Genomic DNA, 21,824 nt, shown 5'->3' with positions numbered 1-21,824 from the left:
GCGAGCCATGGGGCGACATCGCCGAACAGGCGATGCGACTGGGCAAGGCGGTGGCGGGGATGGCGATGCACACTGAGGGAAGGGCGCACGGCCGGGCACATGGCATGCGAGGCCCGTTCCCGCCGGCCTTCGGCCCCTTCGGGGCGGCGTTCGGCGGGCCTGGCGCACCATGGGGACGCGGCGGCCCCTGGGTCAAGGGGCCGAAGGCCAAGCGGGGCAATGTACGGGCGGCCATCCTGAGCCTGCTCGCCGAGGAGCCCCGCAACGGCTACCAGATCATCCAGGAGATCAACGAGCGCAGCCAGGGCGCGTGGAAGCCGAGCCCGGGTGCGGTCTACCCGGCGCTTCAGCAGCTGGCCGACGAAGGGCTGATCCGGGGCGAGGAGGGTGACGGCCGCCGGACCTTCCACCTCACCGAGGCCGGGCGCGCCTACGTCGACGAGCACCCGGACGAGGTCACCGCCCCCTGGGATGCGATGACCACCGAGGTCGACGGCGACGTGCTCGACCTGTTCAAGGAGGCGGCCCAGATGGGCACGGCGCTCATGCAGGTCGTGCACGCAGGGTCGCGGAGCCAGGTGGCCGAGGCCCGGCGAGTGACCGCCGAGACGCGGCGGCGGCTCTACCGCATCCTCGCCGAGGACGACGGTGATGAAGACGATGAACGGGACGGCCGGGCATGACCGGGCGGGGCGGCTTCGCCGGCTTCGATGGCCTGGACGGCCCTGAGCACCTGCGGGTGGGAGACGCCGAGCGCGACGAGGTGGCCGTGTCGCTGCACGATCACTTCGCGCAGGGCAGGCTGACCCGCGAAGAACTGGACGAGCGGCTCGAGGCGACGCTCAGTGCCAAGACCGCCGGGGATCTCCGCGCGGTGACGCGTGACCTGCCCGATCCGCGGGCCGGCTCGGCGCGAAGCGAAGGACCGTCGAGCGCCTGGGGCGGCGCCGGGCACCATGGCTTTGCTCCCCATGGCTTTGCCCACCACGGTTTCCGGCACCACGGCGGCCCTCCGCGATGGGGTCGTCACCACCACGCACACCACCCCCGGTTCGCGCCCCTGCTGGTCGCGCTCTTCATCGTCGCCGCGATCGCCTCCGGACCCGGCTGGGCGTTCGGGACCCTCGTCAAGGCGATGCTGCTCGGATGGCTGATCCTCGCGGTGGGCGGTCTGCTCTTCCACCGTCTGCGGCATCGGCTGAACGACCACCGGGGCCCGCACGCCCTGCACTGAACGGGACGCGGATCCCGTCATCCGGCGGGCGTCCGCGCCCCACGGGCGCGTGCACTCCACCGGCTTCCGATCGGCGAGCGCCCGCTCACCCGGCGCGGCGGCGCTCGCTGTAGGCCCGGGTCTTGGCCCGGTTGCCGCAGACCCGCATGGTGCACCAGCGCCGGGTGCGGCTGCGGGTGGCGTCCCAGAAGACCCACCCGCAGGTGTGATCCGGGCAGCGCTTCAGGCGGCGCCATTCGCCCGTGGCGCAGACATGCGCCCACGCGGCCGCTACGCGCGCCAGCGCGATGCGGGCCGCCGTGCCGGTCACCGGGCGAAGCGGCTCCGCCTCGGCGCCGAGCGCGACCGACAGCGGCAGTTCGTCGAGCAGCCTCTGCGCCTGCGTGATCTTCTGAACGTCCCCATCGCCACCGCCGGTGATGAGCAGCCGTTCGCGGAACCCCGCGCGGAGCGTCACGGCCATGAGCCGGTCGTCCTCACCGAACGCGGGCTCGTTCCCGTCGGCCGCGCCGGGCAGCGTGGTGTCATCGAGCAGCCCGTGGCCGCGCAGCCAGTCCGCGGCACCGTCCGCGTCGGCGAAGACGTCAGTGCGCTCCTCGACATCGATGGTGTTGGCGAAGTCGCGGATCAGGGCCGCCGCCGCTGAGGGATCGGTCACTCCACCATCTAATCCGATAGACGGTTGCGCGCCAAGCGGCGGGACGGCCATACTCCACACCATCAATCTAAATAGACGGTGTGGAGTGTCATGGCGACGATCGAGCATGGCGAGGCGGATCCGGGGGTCGGAGAGCGGCATGGCACGCGCAATGCGAGGGTGCTGGTGTCGTTCACGGCGATCACCAACCTGGCCGACGGCGTCACCAAGGTGGCACTGCCGCTCATGGCCGTACGGCTCACGGACTCGCCCGCCCTGGTAGCGGGGGTCGGGTTCACGCTGACCCTGCCGTGGCTGCTGATCGCCCTGCACGTCGGCGTGCTCGTGGACCGTGCCGACCGGCGGCGGCTGGTGAGCGTCGCGAACATCCTGCGCCTGGCCGCGGTCGCCGCGCTGCTCGGCGCGGTCGCGGCGGACGCGCTGAACCTCCCGCTGCTCTACCTCACCGGGATCGCCCTGGGGGTGGCCGAGGTCATCGCCCTGACGTCCCTCACCGCGCTGGTCCCGGCGGCCATCCCGCGGCGGCGGCTGGAGCGGGTGAACGGCTGGGTCGCCGGCACCGAGACGGTGGCGAACGAGTTCGCCGGGCCCGCGCTCGGCGGCCTGCTCGTCGCCATCGGCACCGCCGTGGCGCTCGGTACCACCGCGGCGGCGTACGTCACCGGGCTGCTGCTCATCATGCTGCTGGCCGGGGGCTTCCGGGCCCGGTCGTCCGGTGCGGCCGGCCGTCCCGCGGCGCCGGTCCGGGCGGACATCATGGTGGGACTGCGCTATCTGTGGTCGCACCGGCTGCTGCGCACGATGGCGCTGACGATCGCCGTACTGGCCGGGGCGTGGAGCGCGTGGCTGGCCGTTCTGCCGTCGTACGCCCAGGACGCCCACCTGTCCGACCAGGCGTACGGCATGGTCCTCTCGGCTCTCGGACTCGGCGGGCTGGCCGGTGCGTTCGCGGTCGGACCGGTCAACCGGCTGTTCGGCCGCCGGCGCGCGCTGTTCGCCGATCTGCTGGGCACGTTGGTGATGATGGCCGTTCCAGTGGTCACCGCGAACCCGTGGGCGGTGGCGGCGGCGGCGTTCGCGGGCGGAGTCGGCGGCACGCTCTGGACGGTGAACTCCCGCACGATCACTCAGCTCGTCGTGCCGGACGAGCTGATGGGCCGGTTCAACGCGGCCGCGCGGCTGCTCGGCTGGGGCACCCTTCCGCTCGGGGCCGCACTGGCGGGCGCGATCGCCCAGGTGGCGGGGGTGCGCGTCGCCTTCGTCGTCTTCGCGGCGGCGGTCGCAGTGATCGTGCTGCCGTTCCTGCGAACGGTCACCCCCGCCGCGCTCGCCGAGGTCTTCCCGCCCGAGGAACATCCGCGGACGGCCTCGCCGACCTCGCAGAGCGGCTGACCTCGGCCCCGGTCCCGCACGCCTCTGCTGACGGCTGGGCTCTACTCACGGCTGGGCTCTACTCACGGCTGGGCTCTACTGACGGCTGGGCTCTACTCACGCCTGAGATGCCGACGTCGGGCCGATCGGCACGTCAATGGATCCGTGTGCCGTTCACTCCAGGGGTGACGAGAGGACCGTGTGCCAGCGGCCTGCCGGAGTGACCCATACGAGTAGTCCCGGGAAGGGCTGGACCAGCCACCAGGTCCGGTGCTGCTTCGTGCGGTGGTGGCGGCGGCAGAGCGGAGCGAGGTTGTCCGCCCGGGTCCTGCCGCCGCGCGGAACCGCTGGATCGTAGGGACGGGTGTGATCGATGTCGCACGCCACCGCCCTGCGATTGCAGCTGGGGAAGACGCAGGTGCGGTGACGGCGCTCGATGCGGCGCCGCATCGCGGCGGGCGGGCGGTAGCCCTCGTGCGCCTGCTGTCCGGTGGCCGCGCACCATGCGTCCCGGAGCCCTTCGAGTGCCTTGTCCATCGCCGCGACGGCCTCGGAGATGAGGAGGGCGCGTGCGACAGGGCGCCCGCCATGACGGGAGTCGCGCCGGGCGGAGGCGAGAAGCTCTTCAAGGTGGCGGCCCAACTCAGTGGCGAGCCCCTCGGCGATGAGCCGTTCGACCTCGGCCAGCGCCTCCTCATAGGCGGCGGTCCGGGCATCGTCATGAGGGGCGGGCCGGACGGTGACGTCGCCCGCGTCGGAGCCGGCCCCGAACGCGTCGGCGGCATCGGCGGAGGGCTCACCAGAGGGGTCGTCGTACAAGGTGTGTGCGGCCTCGGGTAGCGGCACGCCACGGAGCAGGTCGCGGTAGAGGTCGGCCCGGATCGCGTCGACTGGCCGCTGGTCTCCATCGGCCCGCATGGCCCTCGCGACGGCGCTGAGGCGATTCATGATCGCTTCGACGTCCTCGGCGGCGAGGTCACGACCGACCAGGTCGGCGGTGCCGGAGGCGTTCTCCCAGCTCTCCACCCTCCGCTCGCGCCGCGCCGCCTTCTTCTTCTCCTCGGCCGCCGCGGGGTCGGCTTTCTTGACCGCTGCCTTGAGCAGGGCGCGCAGCCTTGTGACGGTCTGCGACGGGGCCTTGGCGATGATCTTCGACTCGATCCGGTCGGCCGGCTCATCGGCCAAGCCGCCCAGCGCCTCGGCGATCACCTTGGCCCGCCGGTAGTCGATGACGCCGAACACCAATGCCGACCACGTCCGCAGGTGCCGTTCCGTCAGCGCTTCGGCAAGCCACACCAGTTCCTGCGCGGCGCCGGAAGGAATCGTCAGTTCTGCGGCCACTTCATCGACCAGACGGTCATGGGTCGACGACGTCCATCGCACATTCTCGAGCGACTCCTCGGCCCGTCGTCGACGGGCGAGTTCGGCCACCGACGCCAGTTCGACGCTCTGCGTCCAGGCCGTCTGACGCCGCGCCGCCGCCATGACCTCGATCAACTCGTCGTCAGCGAGCGCCGCCAGGTCGACGATCGCGAGGCGGAACCCGAGCTCAGGCCCTGGAGGCAGCTCTGCCCATTCGGCCCAGCACAATTCGGCGGGCACGGTCTCCGTGGTCATTTATCGGCACCCCCCTTCGCGTGTCACAGCCAACATTATTCGAACATTTGATCGAATGCAACTGCCTTCTGCAACCGATCATTGACTTGCCGAATTGGCGAGCGATCAACCAATCGGGCGCTAATTACCTATTGTTATATCGATCTAAATCGGCGCATTTCAGTTTGATCAGAGTTGGACTGGGCGGGGATGTCATCACAACAGAAGGGCCACGGGCACGGTCAACGATATGACCGGGCTGCTCGGCGCCGGTTGAAGTCGATGACGGTCAGGCCGTCGTCTGCGGTCCCCGCCCACCGCCGCAAACCCAGCCATCGGTGAGTCTGGGGTATTGCGGCGACGGTCGGGAACGGAGCCTTGTCAGGCCTGACGCGGCGTGATACGTGTTACTTGCCGCTTCAGGTCGGCTTGGTTGCATTTGCTCATGTCCTGATCGGGAAGTGAAGGAGCGTTTCGCCCGCCGCTTGGCGCGATGCGTTCGGTGTTGCGGTGGTTGCAGAGCCGCAACGCGGGTTTGGGGTCGCTGTTGTTCGCGACCTGCCAGCTGTCCTGCGTTCTCCCACTGGTTCCAGGTGGGGCATCTGCCATCCCCCTTTCGCCTGCGGCCCTTCCGGCCGCCTCACTTCAGGAGTACGCCCATGTCCGCTCAGGCCGCCTTCTTCACGCCACCCGCCGCTGAATTCACACCGGTCCAGGTGGCGATCCCCGCAGAAGATCCCGCTGGGTACTACGCACCCGGTGACCCCATGGCCGACAACGTCGACGACGAAGCAGCCCGACCAGCCCCACGGGCATACGTGGCCGGCTTCGATGTCGCCCGGATTTTTGGTCTAGGGGTCCGGTTGGGCTATGTGCCCGAACGGAACGCCTTCACCGGCCACATCAGAGGCTGGATCGGCTGGGGCGCACAGGCTTACGCCCTCGACATGCCTGGCGAGGATCCCGGAAAGGAGAGCCTGACTGCCTTCGCCCAGGCCCAATACGCCAGGGGACGTAACCTCGCAGGGGTCGAGGCGGCGTACTCACCCCACAAGGCCGTGCACAACCAAGTGGGGATCACCGGCTACGCCGCCACCCAACACCCCAGCCCCGACGGCAAGCTCGGCGCCGGATGGGCGGTCGGCATGGGAACCTATAACCCCCAAACCGGTCGGTTGTCAGAACCGTCCGGCGCCCGCGGCTGGGGCATGGGCGGCGTCAGCGGCATCGCCGCCGGAGTACGAGGCACGGTAGACGCCGGCATGACCGTCGGCAGAACCGTCCGTTCCTTGGTCGGGAGAGCGTTCGGAATTAACTCTCCCAACAACCCCTCCACCCCGGCGAACCCCACCGGCCCGACCAACCCATAACAACGCCCAACTTCCGGCCGGACGCCACCTCCCGAGGCGCGCGTCCGGCCGGACCACGTCTCACCGGTGGGACGTCACGTCTACGGCGTCCCTCCCTCTGCGCGGGGCTCAGTTCACTCTCGCGCCCGCATGAACGGCCAGTGCCTCCATACCCGCGACCGAGGCGGTGAACTGGCCGGACCCGTTCACCGTCACGGCCGGGCCCGTGCAGGTCCGCGACTGGGCGTTGAAGTCGCCATGGATCACGTCGCAGTAGGTGCCCGCGGGCAGCCCGGTCTGGAACGTCCGCGACAGCGCGCCGCCCTCGCGGTTGATGACGACGTATCCCGCAGAGCCCCGGCCGAAGGCGATCTGGTTGTTCCCGTTGCTCCACCAGTCGCCCACCACGGCGTCACCGACCGCGTTGCGGAAGCCCACCATGCCCGCCGTTTCACGCCAGCGGTGCTCGCACACCCACTCGGTGCCGTTGCAGCTCACCGTCTTGGTGTCGCCGCCGCCGTTGCTCGGCGGGCCGGCGTCGCGCGAGGCGAAGTCGAAGCTCGACATGACGAGCGGCGTGCCGTAGTTCCATCCGAGCAGGAAGACGTTGGCCAGCCGGTAGGTCGCGCCGTCTCGGTAGTAGAGGATCTTCCGGGTGCCCGAGAAGGCGTCGCGCTGCGTGTCGTGGTTGTCGATGAACGAGACCGCCGAACCGCTGGGCAGCATGCCCCAGCCGGAGCCGAACGTCTGCAGGTCAGCGATCTTCTGTCGCACGCCGCCCGGCGACTCGCCGAGGAACTTCTCGGAGATCTTCTCCCCCGAGCGGAACTCGTGCACGTCACCGTTGGACCGATACTCGTCCGGGGTGATCGGCTCACCGGCACCGAAGATCACTTCTTGGTAGATGTAGGTGACCCGGCTGAGCCGCTGCTCGATCGCCGCGATGTCACCGCTCGGCATGTGCTTGGCGGCGTCGATCCGGAAGCCGTCAACGCCCATGGCGAGCATCGCGTTGAGGTACTCCGCGATCTTCCCCCGTACGTAGTCGGACTCGGTCCTCAGATCGGCCAGCCCCGCGAGCTCGCAGTTCTGCACCTCCCAGCGGTCCTGGTAGTTGCCGATACCGCGACGGCAGTCGTGGAAGTCCCATCCGGAGTACAGCCCGGGGTAGGTGTACTTGTCGGGGAAGGTGCCGCCCGCGCTGCCGGTGCCCGCGCCGGACGAGCCGGTCATGTGGTTGATCACGGCGTCCACGTACACCTTCACGCCCGCGCCGTGACAGGCGTTGACCATGTCCCTGAACTGCTGCTCATTACCGCGTCTGGTCTGGATCCGGTAGCTGACCGGCTGGTAGTCCTGCCACCAGGGGTATCCGCTGCCGGGGAGCACGACGTGCTCCTGCGGCGGCGACACCTGGACGGCGCCGTAGCCCCTGGGGCCGAGCACCTGGCCGCACTCTCTGCCGACGTCGGCCCACTTCCACTCGAACAACTGCACAATGACCTTCCGGTCACCGGGCGGGGCCGCCGCGGCCGACCCGGTCCACGGCGCCGGTACGGTCGCGCCGAGCAGCGCCGCCGTGGCGGCCGCCAGCACCGTCCGCAGGGATCTCTTCCTCATTTCGCTCTCCTCCGGTTTCGCCGGATCAGAGCCGTGCGACGCGCGGGTTCGCGGACGCGGTGCCGGGGCGGGTGGGGGGCGGGCACGGGGCCTCCTGGAAGTGCGTAACGGACAACTGCCATGGCCGGCGCCCGGCGAGGTGACGGGCACCGGCTCTTCCCGCCAGCACACGGTGGAGCCTCTGCGCGACCAGCGTCACCCACCCGTGACGCCGCGTCAAGAGATTTCGTAAGAGTCCCGCAATTTCATTGAAAGTCTGCAAAAAACCGCCCGCCCAGAGGGCGGGTGAGGTGGGCCCGGACGACCCGGTGCTGGCGGGGAGGATTCGTCCGGGCCCACGCCTGCGCCGGCTCAGGACCGCACGAAGACCGCCACCGTCCGCCCCGGGACCGTGAACACGCCGGTGGACGGGTCGAACGCCGACCGCCGGACGACCGGATCGGACGAGGCTGCCTGCACCGGATGCAGCGCCACGGACGCCCCCTTGAGCGCCGCCACCGCCTGCCGATGCGGATCGGGCGTCGCGTTGAACACCACCGTGACCGACCGCCATTTCGGGTCGAGACCGCGACCGTCCAGGTGCATGGTCACCACCCCGGGGATCTCACCGGCGCCGCTGAGCGGGAACGACAGCCGTCTCTGCACCTCGTCGGCCGACCCCAGCGAGAAGACCGGCGACGAGCCCCGGATGCGCAGCAGTTCACCGGCCCGCTCCCGGGCCGCCGAGAGATCGGCGCACGACGGCTTGAGCGCCGCGTTCGCGAGCAGCGGCCGCGCGTACACCCACTTGGGCTCGTTGTCGGCGGCCGGCGGCAGCCCGCCGCCGAACCCGTTGCCCTGCCGGCAGTCCCACTGCAGCCGGTTGAACCAGTCCCCCGAGTCATAGGAGTTGCGGTCCAGCGACTTCGACCGCAGCCGCTCACTGCCCGCGTGCAGGAACGCGGTGCCCTGCCCCAGCATCGGCGTGGCCAGCGACAGCGACTGCATCCGCACCCGGTCGGCCATCGAGGTGCTCGTGGGCAGCTTGTAGGCGAGCGCGTCGTACAGCGTCTCGTTGTCGTGCGCGTCGACGTAGGTCACCGCCTCGCCGGGCGCGGCGGTGTAGCCGGCCGGCGAGCCGTTGTAGTCGACCTGCCCACCGGTCACCTCCTTGCCGGAGGAGCCGGTGAACCGGTAGCCCTTGAGGTTGCCGGTCAGCCCGACCTTGAGCTGGTCGCCGTACGTCAGCAGCCGCGCCCGCTGCTGGGCGGCCGTCCCGTTCGCCGGGGATCCGTTGGGCGCGCCGGCCAGCCCGGAGCCGAGGCCCTGCACGCGCGGATCCTCGTCGAACGGCCCGCCGCCGCGTACGGCGTCGCGCAGCCGGTCGTTGAACGTGCCGATCCCGGTGCCCGCCATGTTGGCCTGCGTGGCCTGCTCGAACCGGGCGCCGCCCGCGATCTCGCCGAAATCCCAGCCCTCGCCGTACAGCAGGATCGACCTGCCGTCGACACCGTCCTTGGCGACGGTGAGCCGGTCCAGCGCCTGGCGCACGGCCAGCATGTTGGCCTTGGGGTGGTGGCCCATCAGGTCGAACCGGAACCCGTCCACCTTGTACCGCTTGGCCCAGGTCACGATGGAGTCGACCACGAGCCTGCCCATCATCGTGTGCTCGGGCGCGGTGCCGGGGCAGCAGGTCGAGGTGGCCACGGCGCCGTCGTCGAGCAGGCGCTGGTAGTAGCCGGGCACGATCCGGTCGAGCACGGACTTCGGGTCCTGCCCGGCCGCGACGGTGTGGTTGTAGACCACGTCCATCACCACGCGCAGCCCGGCGCCGTTCAGCCCCGCGACCATCCCGCGGAACTCCCTGATCCGCGCCGTACCGTCGGCATCGGAGGCGTACGACCCCTCGGGCACGGTGTAGTGCACCGGGTCGTACCCCCAGTTGAAGGCGTCGGAGTCCTTCACGGCGGCGACGCACTTCTGCTGCTCGGCCGAGTCGGGGGGCTGCGCGGCGAGGTCGCAGGCCGGCGTCTTCTGGTCGGCTCGCCGTTCGGGCACGGTACCGAAGTCGAACGCGGGCAGCAGGTGCACGTGGGTCAGTCCGTCGCCCGCGAGCCTGCGCAGTTCGCGCATGCCGGCGCCGTCGCCGGTGAACGCGCCGTACGTGCCGCGCCGGGCCGCGGGAACGGTCGCGTCGGAGGCGGAGAAGTCCCGTACGTGCAGTTCGTAGACCGAGGCCCGGTCCTGGCGGACCGCCTTGGGCTTGCGCAGCGACGACCAGCCGGCCGGCGTTATGGACCGGTCGGACGGATCGGAGAGGTCGACGAGCACGCTGCGGGCCGAGTCGGCGGTCAGCGCCAGGCTGTAGGGATCGGTGACCGTGTTGGTCACCACCTTCCCGGCGGCCGGGGCGAACACGGTGACCTCGAAGCGGTAGGAGCGCCCCTTCCAGCTCGCCGGGCCGGTCATCGACCACGCGCCGGTGCGGTCGTCGCGCCGCATCGGCACGCTCCGCCCGCCGACCTCCAGCGCGACCTTCCGCGCGGTCGGCGCCCACAGCGTCAGCGTCGGCCGGCCGTGCCGCCACACCGGGCCGAGGTCGGCCGTGGCCGCCGGGGCGTACAGGTCGTCGAGTACCCCGGGCACCTGCACGCCGGTGGCGGTGCGCAGGCCTCCGCCCGCGTCCCGCTCGACCGCGATCACCTGTCCGCGCAGCGCCTCGGCGACCCGCCCGGCGTCGCGCGGGTCCACCGAGAAGGCTGCGTACGAGGCGAGGTGCGGCCACTTCTTCCGCTGCTCGGCGGTGAGGCCGCCGGGCACGCCGGTCAGCCGGAGGAGATGCCGGTCGCCGGTGATCTTCCCGTCGTCGGACACGGCGAGCGATCCGTCGGCGGCGTACTCCAGCGCGTAGAGGTTCGACGCTGAGGGCTCGACCTTCCAGGCGACGGTGCGGCGGTCGATCCACTGGGCCTTCGCCTTGGTCAGGTCCGCGTCGGGCGCGGATCCGCCGAGCTGAGGCAGCAGGTAGCCCTCGGTGGCGGCCTGGGCCCACACCTCGTTGCCGAGCAGGCCCAGGTCGAGCGACTGGTCGGTGGGCAGGTCCTTCTCGTCGCCCTTGTGCAGGATGTAGCTGAGGCTCTTGGCGCCGGCGGCGAGCGGCACCCGGAAGTAGACGCCGTAGGAGTCGGTGCCGGCGGGCCGCAGCGGCGTGGCCCACTCGGTCGGCTCGGCCGCGCCCGACCAGACGTGCAGCCCCCAGCCGTCGTAGTCGCCGGCCGGCCGCCGGTAGTGCAGGATCGCCACCTCGTCGGCGGCGGCCCGTGACGCGTGCACCGCGGGGTCACCGGAGTCGACGAACACCTCGGGTGCCGCCGCCGGGGTGAACGCCTGATCCGGGCCGGGATCCTTGGTGTCGCCCTTGTGCACGATGAAATTCACCGGGACACCCGGATTCTTCAGCGGCACCTTCCAGTACGCGCCGTAGGAGTCCGTGCCGTCCGGCCGCCGGGGGGCCTCCCAGGTCGTGCCGGCGCCGTCGGCGATCGCGTCGCCCCACAGGTGCAGGCCCCAGCCGTCGTAGTCGCCGTCGGCCCGCCGGTAGTGGACGGTGCCGTGGCCCTGCGCGGAGGCCCGCGATCCGTACACCTCGTCCTTGCCCCGCACCAGCCAGATCTCACCATTGCGGGCCGGGTTCACCGCGCGGTCTCCGCCGTCCTTCTCCTCGCCCTTGTGCGGGGCGATGCCGACGTTCGTGGCGCCGGGCTTGAGCTTGACCCAGGCGAAGGCGCCGTAGCCGTCCTCGCCCGCGAAGGGCAGCGGCCGCTCCCAGGTCGTGGGCTGCTCGACGTCGCCCCAAACGTGCAGGCCCCAGCCGTCGTAGTCGCCGTCCGGGCGCTCGTAGTGCACCACGAGCCAGTCCCGTGGCGTCGCGCCCGGGTCGGGCTCGGCGGTCTCGGGAGCGACCGTGGCGGTCGCCAGCGCCGACGCGAGCCGGCCGGCGGAGTCACGCGCGATCGCCTTGTAGGTGACCCGGGTGCCGGCGCGGACGCCGGTGAGGTCGTGGAACACGCGGAAGGCACGGTTGTCGTCGGTGCCGATCCGGCGCCACGGGCCGTCGCCGACCTTGGCGGCGAAGGTCACCTGGTCGAAGCCGTCACCGGGGACGCCGGCGCGGATCTCCGGCCGCCCGCTGAGCCGGTCGCCAGGCAGGGTGATGGAGACCGAGGGCCCGGCCGAGGGAGCGGCGAGCGCCTTGCGGGCCTGGAAGACCACGGCCGACATCGGCGGCACGGTGGCGGTGAGCGTCCGGTCGGCCGCAGTGGTGACGGCGGCGCCGCCCGGGCCGGGATGGATCTGCGTGAACACCGCCCCGCTCGAGAAGGTCGGGATCCGCACCTGCCGCGCCGCGGAGCCGTTGTTCACCGCGACGACGTACTCCACGTTCCGGTCCGTCCCGGCGCCGGCGGAGACCCGGGAGAAGGCGTAGACGCCGCCGTCCGAGTGCCGTTCGATCTGGGCGCCGTCGCGCAGGGCCGGATGCCGGGCGGTGAGGTCGGCGAGCGAGGCGATGCCGCGGTAGAGCGGGTGGGTCGTCGTGTAGTTGTCCCCCGCGTGCGTGGCGGTGGTCCCGATGAGATCGTCCTCCAGATAGGAGGCGGTCTTGGAGGCGAACATCGAGGCGCGTGCGTCCTTGTCGCCGCCCTTGCCGGTGAAGCCCTGCTCGTCGCCGTAGTAGACGACCGGCTGGCCCCGGGTGAGGTACATCAGCTCGTGGGCCAGCAGGTCGCGGCGCAGCAGCTCGGCGTCACCGGCCTGTGGCAGGTCCTTGCGCAGGAAGCCGCCGATGCGGCCCATGTCGTGGTTGCCGAGGAAGGTCGGCAGCGAGTACGCGCTGGAGTCGGCGTCGGTGTAACGGTCGTCCTCGCCGTACAGGGACCGGAGCCGCTCGGCCGAGTCCGCGCCGGAGACGTACGCCCGCGCGGCCTCCTGGAACGGGAAGTCGAGCACCGCGGGCAGCCGCCCCTCGGTGGTGTAGCGCGAGGTGAACGCCGGATCGTTGCTGTAGACCTCGCCGAACATGAAGAAGTCCTTGTCGCCGAGCCGCTGGGCATAGCCCTCGACGGACGGCGCGAACCGCTTCCAGAAATCCATGTCGACATGCTTGACCGTGTCGATGCGGAAGCCGTCGATACCGGCGTCGCGCACCCATGTCTTGTAGATGTCGGTCATGCCCTTGACCACCTCGGGCCGTTCGGTCCACAGGTCGTCGAGGCCGAAGAAGTCGCCGTACTCCGAGCTCTCGCCCGCGAACGTCGAGTCACCGCGGTTGTGGTAGAGCGTCGTGTCGTTCAGCCACGCGGGCGTCTTGGCGACGCCGTCGCGGGCGACCGGGGTGTAGGGGAACGAGTCCTTGGTGACCTTCGGGAACGCCGTGCCGCCGGCCGAGTGGTCGCGGTCGTCGAACGGCCGTCCATTCTCGTCGAGGTACGGATAGGCCGCCTTGGAGCGGTAGTCGTACTTCTTCTCGGCGTAGTCGATGCCATCGGCGGTGTGGTTGGTGATGACGTCGAAGAACACCTTCATGCCGCGCTTGTGGGCCTCGGCGACCAGCCGTTTCATGTCCGCGTTGGTGCCGAGATGCGGGTCGATCCGGGTGAAGTCGGTGATCCAGTAGCCGTGGTAGCCGGCCGAGACGTCCGCGCCGCTCCCCTGCACCGGGCGGTTCTGGAACGTCGGGGTGAGCCACACCGCGGTGCTGCCGAGGCCCTTGACGTAGTCGAGCCGGTCGATCAGCCCCTTGAGGTCACCGCCCTGGTAGAAGCCCTTGTCGGTGGGATCGAAGCCGGTGGTGAGCCGGTCGCCGGTCAGCCCGCCCCGGTCGTTGCGCGGGTCGCCGTTGGCGAACCGGTCGGTCATCGCGAAGTAGAAGCGTTCCCGGGTGAGCCCCGGCCGGCCCGCCGGGCCGCCGCCCGCCGCCAACTGTGCGTCTCCCGGCGCCGCCGTACGGCTGAGCGCCGACCGCACCGGCACGGCGGCCGGGCGGGGGGCGATCGAGGGCAGCGCTCGAAGCGGGCGTGCGGACGCCTCCGGCGCGGAGGCGAACGCGGCGGCGGGCGTCGCTGTGGCGGGGATCGTGGTCAGCGGCGACGCGATGAGAACGGCCGTGAGGGCCGTTCTGAGCGGCCGGGAGCGTCCGGCCCGGCGACGTCGCCGTGGGTGCGGAGAGCGGGCCACACGTGCCTCCCACGGCTGGTTGGTTTCACGCTTGTTGCCGGGAAGCTACATAGATCCGGAAGATCTTGCAATACCTTGGCAAGCGCTTGCAGCCTTTTCGCGGGGTCAACTGCAGAACAGGGCTATAAGCAGGGGGGCGGTAGGTGGCCGCTATCGGCCGCTATGGGCCGCCGCGAATGTTTCCAAATTGTTTCTGCAAGCTGTTTACAGGCTTGCAACGCGTTGCTAGGGTCCCCGCCAAGTTATCCCACGTGAGCACATGTGGGGAGAACTCGGGGCCAAATCCTGGCCCCTGACGAGGAGGATCGATGCGGCGCACCCCTATTGCCGGTGTGGTGGCTTGCCTAGCGCTCGCGCTGGCCGCGTGCGGAGGCGGCGATGACGGCGGCGGCGGCACGGCGAAGCAGACCACCGAGGCGCAACTGAGCGGGCGAGGCCCGATCACCTTTGTGTCCGGCAAGGACACCTCGGGGAACATGCAGAAGCAGGTCGACGCCTGGAACAAGGACCACCCGAACGAGCAGGCTCGCATCATCGAGCTGCCGGAGTCGGCCGACCAGCAGCGCCAGCAGATGATCCAGAACGCGCAGACGAAGTCGGACGCCTACACCGTTTTGAACCTCGACGTCGTGTGGACCGCCGAGTTCGCCGCGAACCGCTGGCTGGTGGAACTGCCCAAGTCGCAGTTCGACCTGACCGGTTTCCTCAAGCCGACGGTCTCGACCGGCCAGTACCGGGACCGCCTCTACGCGGTGCCGTCCACCTCCGACGGCGGCCTCCTCTACTACCGCAAGGACCTTCTCGACGCGGCCGGCGTCGCGGCACCCCCGAAGACGTGGGACGAGCTGTGGGCCGCCTGCGACAAGGTCAAGAAGACCTCCGAGGGCAAGGGCGTCAGCTGCTACGCCGGGCAGCTCGACAAGTACGAGGGACTCACCGTCAACGTCTCGGAGGCGATCAACGGCGCGGGCGGCGCCGTCGTGGACGAGTCCGGCAAGCCCGTCGTCAACTCCCCCCAGGCCAAGCAGGGCCTCGACGTGCTGGCCCAGGCATTCAAGGACGGCCGCATCCCCAAGCAGGCCATCACCTTCAAGGAGGAGGAGGGCCGGCGCTACTTCCAGTCCGGCAAGCTGCTGTTCCATCGCCAGTGGCCCTACCAGTACGCGCTCGCGCAGAAGAAGGACGGCTCCTCGAAGGTCGCCGGCAAGTTCGGCACCGCGCCGCTGCCGGGCCTGACCGGGCCGGGCGCCTCGACCCTCGGCGGGCACAACCTGGCCATCTCGGCCTTCGCCAAGAACAAGGCCTCCGCGGCCGACTTCATCAAGTACATGACCGGTGAGCCGGCCCAGCGCGCCAACCTCCTCGCGACGTCGCAGGCCCCGAGCTGGGCGGCCCTGTACGACGACGCGGAACTGGTGAAGAAGTTCCCCTACCTCCCCACCCTGAAGGACTCCATCCTCGGCGCCAAGGCCCGGCCGATCGTCGTGAAGTACGGCGACGTCACCACCGCCATCCAGGAGGAGACCTACAACGCCATCACCGGCAAGACGCCCTCCGACCAGGCGCTGTCCAATCTGCAGACCAAGCTCGGTCAACTGATCCAGCCATAACCGACGTCGCACCGTGGCGGGGCGCGTGAGACACGGCCCCGCCATGGCCGGAGGAGTTGACCGAATGGCGACAGCCACGACAGACAAGCCGTCGGCGGATGCGGTGAAGCCTCCGCGACGGCCCAGAAAAGCGCGGGACGTCCAGGGCTCCCGAAGGCTCAGCGCCCTGCTGCTCTCCCCCACGATCATGGTGCTCACCCTGGTCGTCGGCTACCCCGTCATCGCCGCCTTCCGTGAGTCGCTGTACCAGCGCGGTCAGTCGCTGGACGCGGCGGGGTTCGTCGTCGAGGGCGAGAAGTTCGTCGGTCTCGACAACTACACGGCGATCTTCTCCGGCGCGAACGCGGACACGTTCTGGAATGCCTTCTACAACACGACCTTCTTCACCGTCGTCACGGTGAGCCTCGAAACGGTCATCGGCGTGGCGATGGCGCTCATCATGCACCAGGCGATCCGCGGCCGGGCCTTCGTCCGCGCCAGCATCCTGGTGCCCTGGGCGATCCCGACCGCGGTCTCCGGTCTGCTGTGGCGCTGGATCTTCCAGGCGGACGGCGTCGCGAACGCGATGATCGGCCGGCAGATCCTGTGGACCACCGACGGGTTCCAGGCGAAACTCGCCATCATCATCGCCGAGACGTGGAAGACGGCACCGTTCATCGGCCTGCTCGTGCTCGCCGGGCTGCAGATGATCCCCCGCGAGGTCTACGAGGCGGCCAAGGTCGACGGGGCGTCCGCCTTCGCGCAGTTCAGGCGCATCACGCTGCCGCTCGTGAAGCCGGCCCTGCTCGTCGCCGTGCTGTTCCGCATGCTCGACGTGCTGCGCATGTTCGACCTGCCCTTCGTGCTCATCGGGCCGAACAAGGAGTCGGTCGAGACCCTCACCATGATCGCGTGGGAGGAGGCGGGCAACCTGCGCTACGGTCCCGCGGCGGCCTACGCCACGGTCCTGTTCATCTACATCGCGGTCCTCGCGTACCTGTTCGTCAAGCTGCTCGGCGCCGACGTCATCGGCGAGGCCCGGCAGCAGCGCAAGGCGACATCCGCGAAGGGCAAGAAGCTGGGGAAGGTGAGCGCATGACGGCCGTCCGGGCCCCGAAGGCCGCCGCGAACCCGGGCGCGTCGCGGGAGGCGTGGCGGCGCAGGCTGCTCTACGCCGGCGTCGCGCTCGTGACGGGCTACTGCCTGGTCCCCTTCTACTGGATGATCGTGTCGGCGTTCCGGCGGCCGACCGACCAGTTCGACAACACTCCGCTGCCCGCGCCGTTCTCGATGGACAACTTCTCCGCGGTGTTCGATCCGGACAACGGGTTCGGGCGCTCGCTGCTGAACAGCGTGATCGTCGCCGGGGTCACGACGGTGCTGACCCTGATCGTGGGCGTCTTCACGGCGTACGCGCTCGCGCGGCTGACCTTCCCGTTCAAGAACGCCGTGCTCGGGATCATCATCGCCACCTCGATGTTCCCCGGCATCTCGCAGATCGTCCCGCTGCTCAAGCTGTTCACCGACATCGAGTGGATGAACACCTACCAGGCGATGATCGTGCCCAGCCTCGGATTCGCCCTGCCGCTGGCCGTGTGGAACCTCACCGTGTTCTTCCGGCAGTTGCCGTTCGAGCTCGAGCAGGCGGCGATGGTGGACGGCTGCTCGCGCGGAATGGCCTTCCGGAAGATCATCATTCCGCTGGCGGCGCCCGGCGTCTTCACCACGGCGATCATCACGTTCATCGCCGCGTGGAACGAGTTCATCATCGCGCTGACCATGGTGAACAGGAAGGAGATGCAGACCGCGACGGTGGCCATCTCCAAGTTCACCGGCAGCGCCAACTTCGACCAGCCGTTCGGCACCCAGATGGCGGCCGGTGTCATCGTGACCGTACCGCTCGTCATCGTGGTGCTCGTCTTCCAGCGGCGGATCATCGCCGGCCTCACCGCCGGCGGGGTGAAGTAACGGTCCCCGCGCCACCGGCGGCGTCCGAGCGACGCCGAACGCCGGTGGCGCGGGCATCGCCGCACCACAGAAGGCCGTGCTCCCCATAAGGCCGTGCTACCCATAAGGCCGTGCTACCCGAGGCGGCGTGCGTTCGCCGGACGGTCCCACAGCACACTCACACGTAAGGATCTTCATGCCCCAGAAGCTCATCGACCCGCACACGGAGCCCGGCGGTCCGGGCTCCGGCCGGCGCTGGTGGCGGGACGCCGTGATCTACCAGATCTACGTGCGCAGTTTCGCCGACAGCAACGGTGACGGCATCGGCGACCTCGAGGGCATCCGCAGCCGGCTCCCCTACCTCGCCGGGCTCGGGGTGGACGCGCTCTGGCTCACCCCCTTCTACACCTCGCCGATGGCCGACTTCGGTTACGACGTCGCCGACTACCGCGACGTCGACCCGCTCTTCGGCTCGCTCACCGACTTCACCGCCCTGGTCGACGACGCGCACCGTCACGGTCTGAAGATCATCGTCGATGTGGTGCCGAACCACACCTCCGACCGGCACCAGTGGTTCGAGCAGGCCGTCCGGTCGGCGCCCGGCGGCCCCGAGCGGGAGCGGTACGTCTTCCGCGACGGCAATGGCGCCGGCGGGGAGCTCCCGCCCAACGACTGGGAGTCGGTGTTCGGCGGCCCGGCGTGGACTCGCGTGGCCGACGGGCAGTGGTACCTGCACCTGTTCGCCCCCGAGCAGCCGGACCTGAACTGGGACAACCCCGAGGTCCGCGCCGAGTTCGAGGGCGTGCTGCGGTTCTGGCTCGACCTGGGCGTCGACGGCTTCCGCATCGACGTCGCGCACGGGATGGTCAAGGCCGAGGGCCTGCCCGACGTCGGGCACACCGACCAGGTGCAGATGCTCGGCACCGCCGTCCTGCCCTACTTCGACCAGGACGGCGTGCACGAGATCCACCGGTCCTGGCGCAGGCTCCTGGACTCCTACGGCGGCCAGCGGATCGGCGTCGCCGAGGCGTGGGCGCCGACGGCCGAACGGCTGGCCCGCTACGTCCGGCCGGACGAGCTGCACCAGGCCTTCAACTTCCACTACCTCACCGCGGGGTGGGAGGCCGGCGCGCTCCGCACGGTGATCGACGAGTCGCTGCGTACCGCCGGGTCGGTGGGCGCCCCCACCACGTGGGTGCTGTCCAACCACGACGTGAAGCGGCACGTGACGCGGTACGGCGGCGGCGAGCTCGGCCTGCGGCGGGCCCGTGCCGCCGCACTGCTCACGCTCGCCCTGCCAGGCTCGGCGTACGTCTACCAGGGCGAGGAGCTGGGCCTGCCGGAGGTCCTCGACCTCCCCGAGGAGTTCCTGCAGGACCCGCAGCGGGCCCGCAACGCCGCCGACGGACGTGACGGCTGCCGGGTGCCGCTGCCCTGGTCGGGCGACGAGCCGCCGTTCGGCTTCGGCACCGCCGGAAGCTGGCTCCCGCTGCCCGCCGAATGGCGCGACCTCACCGTGGCCGTGCAGTCGGAGGAGCCGGATTCAACGCTGGAGCTCTACCGCGCGGCCCTGCGCATCCGGCGTGACCACCCGGCGCTCGGCGACGGGCCGCTGCGCTGGCTGGCCGGCCCGCCCGGCACACTGGTCTTCGTCCGCGAGGACGCGGCCGGCGGGGGTCGCGTCGCCTGCGCGATCAACGTCGGGGAACAGAACGCGGAGGTACATGCGCACGGGGAGACGCTCATCGCCAGCGGCCCCGTCCGCCGCGACGGCGACGGCGTCGAGCTGCCCCCGCACACCGCCATCTGGTGGCACGTCGCGGACGGTCACGAAGAGGAGCGGTAAGTTTATGGCCATGACGACGCGCCTGGCCGACATCGCGGCCCACGCGGGAGTCAGCGAGGCCACCGTGAGCCGGGTCCTCAACGGCAAGCCCGGCGTGTCGCCGACGACCCGCCAGGCGGTGCTCACCGCCCTCGATGTGCTGGGGTACGAGCGACCGGCCCGGCTGCGGCAGCAGCGGGCCGGCCTGATCGGGCTGATCATCCCTGAGCTGACCAACCCGATCTTCCCCGCGTTCGCCCAGATCATCGAGGGCTCGCTCGCGATGCACGGATACACCGCGGTGCTGTGCACCCAGACCCCGGGCGGCATCACCGAGGACGACTACACCGAACTTCTGCTCGAGCGGGGGGTCGCCGGGATCATCTTCGTCAACGGCCTGCACGCCGACTCGCTGTCGGACAAGTCCCGCTACACCCGGCTCACCGATCGGGGCCTGCCCATCGTCTTGATCAACGGCTGCCGGTCCGACATCGAGGCGCCGTTCATCTCCAACGACGACACCGCGTCGCTGGAGATGGCGGTCGCGCACCTGTCCGCGCTCGGCCACCGGCGGATCGGGTTCGCCGTGGGGCAGGAGCGGTTCGTGCCCTCGATCCGCAAGCTCGAGGGCTTCCGGCTCGGCATGGCCGAGCACCTCGGGGTGACCGACACCAGCGATCTCGTCGTGCACTCGATGTTCACCGTGGAGGGCGGGCAGGCCGCGGCGCGCGAACTGCTCGACCTGGGCTGCACGGCGATCTGCTGCGGCAACGACATCATGGCGATCGGCGCGATCCGGGCCGTACGGCAGCAGGGCCTGCGCGTGCCGCAGGACGTCTCGGTCGTCGGCTTCGACGACACCCCGCTCACCGCCTACCTCGACCCGCCGCTCACCACGATCCGCCAGTCCGTACGTGAGATGGCGCTGGCGGCGGTGGGCAACCTGCTCGACGAGATCCATGGCACGCGGGCGCCGCGCACCGAGCTGCTGTTCCGGCCCGAGCTGGTGGTGCGCCGCTCCACGGCTCCGGCTCCCCCGGCCGAGCTGGCCATCGCCGCCGACGCGTAGACCGGGCCGCGCCCGCGAGACGGGCCCGCCTCGGGGAGGATGGGGGCGGGGACGGATCGGGTGACGGATGAGAGACGAGTGAGGATGGACGCATGCCGCTGCGGATGACCGGGACACCTGGCGACCCGGCGCTGCTCGGGCTGCCGTGGAGCACCCCGCTCGAAGACTGGCCCGAGCACCTGTTCGTCGCCCTGCCCCGCGGCATCTCCCGCCATGTCGTACGGTTCGTCCGGCTCTCCGGGCGGGTCTACGCGGTGAAGGAGGTCGGGGAGCGCCTCGCCGGGCACGAGTACCGGCTGCTGCGCGACCTCGCCCGCCTCGACGTGCCGGCGGTCGAGGCGGTGGCGGTGCTGAACGATCGCGCCGACGAGGCGGGCGAGCCGCTGGACTCGGCCCTGGTGACCCGGCATCTGCAGTTCTCGCTGCCCTACCGCGCGGTGCTCTCCGGCACCGTACGGCAGGAGACCCTCGTCCGGTTGCTCGACGCGCTCGCGGTGCTGCTCGCGCGGCTGCATCTCGCCGGGTTGTACTGGGGCGACTGCTCGCTGAGCAACACCCTGTTCCGCCGGGACGCCGGGGCCTTCGCCGCCTACCTGGTCGACGCCGAGACCGGCGAACTGCACCCCCGCATCAGCGAGGGGCAGCGCGCCCACGACATCGAGATCGCCCACATCAACATCTACGGCGAGCTCCTCGATCTCGAGGCCGGCGGCCTCCTGCACCCGAGCATCGATCCGCTGGAGACGTCCGCACAGGTCTGCCGCCGCTACGAAGCCCTGTGGGAGGAACTGACCCGCGCCGAGGTCGTCGAGGAGGTGGAGTGGCACCGGGTGGAGGCCCGGATCCGCCGGCTCAACGCGCTCGGCTTCGACGTGGCCGAGATGCAGATCCAGCGCAAGCTCGGCACCGCGCGCATCATCGTCGCGCCCAAGGTCGTGGACGCCGGGCACCACCAACGGAGGCTGCTGCGGCTCAGCGGCCTGGACGTGGAGGAGAACCAGGCCCGGCGGCTGCTCAACGATCTCGACAACTACCGCGCCACCAACCGGTTGCCGGGCGACGACGAGGAGATCGTCGCGCACCGCTGGCTGGCCGAGGTCTTCCAGCCCGCCGTCCGCGCCGTACCGCCCGAGCTGCGCGGCAAGCTGGAACCCGCGCAGATCTTCCACGAGGTGCTCGACCACCGCTGGTTCATGTCGGAGGCGGCCGTCGGGGACGTCGGCCTGAACGCGGCCGTCCGTTCCTACGTCGGCAACGTCCTGACCCACAAGCCCGACGAGAAGGCCGTCATAGCACCCGAGTGACGGTGCCCGGCGAAGTGCCGACGGCTTCGCCTCGCTACCAGCGGTTCTG

Annotated in this window: 14 protein-coding genes; 10 read left to right on the top strand and 4 right to left on the bottom strand. The window is 70.4% G+C overall.

Translation table 11 applies throughout. The features are described from left to right. Positions 1-683: PadR family transcriptional regulator (locus tag HKK72_RS24000; protein ID WP_410050336.1), on the top strand; the 683-nt coding region annotated here is incomplete at its 5' end. Beyond that, positions 680-1,234: a DUF1707 domain-containing protein gene (locus HKK72_RS23995; RefSeq protein ID WP_187236672.1), complete on the top strand. Its 555-nt coding sequence runs from the start codon at positions 680-682 to the stop codon at positions 1,232-1,234. The genes HKK72_RS24000 and HKK72_RS23995, both read left to right, overlap by 4 nt. Before the next feature lie 85 nt (positions 1,235-1,319). Here the strand turns inward: HKK72_RS23995 and HKK72_RS23990 are convergent, their stop codons facing one another. Next, positions 1,320-1,892 carry a CGNR zinc finger domain-containing protein gene (locus HKK72_RS23990; protein ID WP_187236671.1) on the bottom strand — a complete coding sequence of 191 codons (573 nt, stop codon included), beginning with the start codon at positions 1,890-1,892 and terminating at the stop codon, positions 1,320-1,322. A gap of 90 nt (positions 1,893-1,982) precedes the next feature. Between HKK72_RS23990 and HKK72_RS23985 the strand changes: the two genes are divergently transcribed. Further along, the gene (locus tag HKK72_RS23985; protein WP_187236670.1) at positions 1,983-3,284 is read left to right on the top strand and encodes an MFS transporter; all 1,302 of its coding nucleotides are present in this window, start codon (positions 1,983-1,985) and stop codon (positions 3,282-3,284) included. 153 nt (positions 3,285-3,437) lie between these two features. Here the strand turns inward: HKK72_RS23985 and HKK72_RS23980 are convergent, their stop codons facing one another. Continuing rightward, positions 3,438-4,880, bottom strand: a complete 1,443-nt coding sequence (locus HKK72_RS23980) for an HNH endonuclease signature motif containing protein (RefSeq protein WP_187236669.1) — start codon at positions 4,878-4,880, stop codon at positions 3,438-3,440. A gap of 638 nt (positions 4,881-5,518) precedes the next feature. Here HKK72_RS23980 and HKK72_RS23975 point away from each other — a divergent pair. Continuing rightward, positions 5,519-6,229: a hypothetical protein gene (locus HKK72_RS23975; RefSeq protein WP_187236668.1), complete on the top strand. Its 711-nt coding sequence runs from the start codon at positions 5,519-5,521 to the stop codon at positions 6,227-6,229. A gap of 108 nt (positions 6,230-6,337) precedes the next feature. On the opposite strand, the gene HKK72_RS23970 is transcribed toward HKK72_RS23975, so the two are convergent. Together HKK72_RS23970 and pulA are read right to left on the bottom strand one after the other, a co-directional pair. After that, the gene (locus HKK72_RS23970; RefSeq protein ID WP_187236667.1) at positions 6,338-7,828 is read right to left on the bottom strand and encodes an alpha-amylase; all 1,491 of its coding nucleotides are present in this window, start codon (positions 7,826-7,828) and stop codon (positions 6,338-6,340) included. Positions 7,829-8,179: 351 nt separating this feature from the next. Further along, positions 8,180-14,041, bottom strand: a complete 5,862-nt coding sequence (gene pulA / locus HKK72_RS23965; protein WP_315987412.1) for a pullulanase-type alpha-1,6-glucosidase — start codon at positions 14,039-14,041, stop codon at positions 8,180-8,182. Positions 14,042-14,349: 308 nt separating this feature from the next. Between pulA and HKK72_RS23960 the strand changes: the two genes are divergently transcribed. From HKK72_RS23960 to HKK72_RS23935, 6 genes are all read left to right on the top strand, one after another. Next, positions 14,350-15,651, top strand: coding sequence for an ABC transporter substrate-binding protein (locus HKK72_RS23960; RefSeq protein ID WP_187236666.1), 1,302 nt, complete (start codon positions 14,350-14,352; stop codon positions 15,649-15,651). 64 nt (positions 15,652-15,715) lie between these two features. After that, positions 15,716-16,729 carry a carbohydrate ABC transporter permease gene (locus HKK72_RS23955; protein ID WP_187236665.1) on the top strand — a complete coding sequence of 338 codons (1,014 nt, stop codon included), beginning with the start codon at positions 15,716-15,718 and terminating at the stop codon, positions 16,727-16,729. Next, the gene (locus HKK72_RS23950) at positions 16,726-17,598 is read left to right on the top strand and encodes a carbohydrate ABC transporter permease (protein ID WP_187236664.1); all 873 of its coding nucleotides are present in this window, start codon (positions 16,726-16,728) and stop codon (positions 17,596-17,598) included. The genes HKK72_RS23955 and HKK72_RS23950 overlap by 4 nt, the downstream gene beginning before the upstream one ends. Positions 17,599-17,773: 175 nt before the next feature. Beyond that, entirely contained in the window at positions 17,774-19,423 is a 1,650-nt protein-coding gene (locus tag HKK72_RS23945) for a glycoside hydrolase family 13 protein (RefSeq protein ID WP_187236663.1), read from the top strand. Between the two features lie 10 nt (positions 19,424-19,433). After that, entirely contained in the window at positions 19,434-20,471 is a 1,038-nt protein-coding gene (locus tag HKK72_RS23940) for a LacI family DNA-binding transcriptional regulator (protein ID WP_187236662.1), read from the top strand. A gap of 92 nt (positions 20,472-20,563) precedes the next feature. Continuing rightward, entirely contained in the window at positions 20,564-21,775 is a 1,212-nt protein-coding gene (locus HKK72_RS23935; protein WP_222721060.1) for a DUF4032 domain-containing protein, read from the top strand. The last annotated feature ends 49 nt before the right edge of the window (positions 21,776-21,824 follow it).

The sequence above is a fragment of the Actinomadura sp. HBU206391 genome (assembly GCF_014323665.1).
Taxonomy (GTDB): Bacteria; Actinomycetota; Actinomycetes; order Streptosporangiales; family Streptosporangiaceae; genus Actinomadura_C.
The sequence above is the reverse complement of the archived record's forward strand: the minus strand, read 5'-3'. Positions and strand labels throughout refer to the sequence as shown.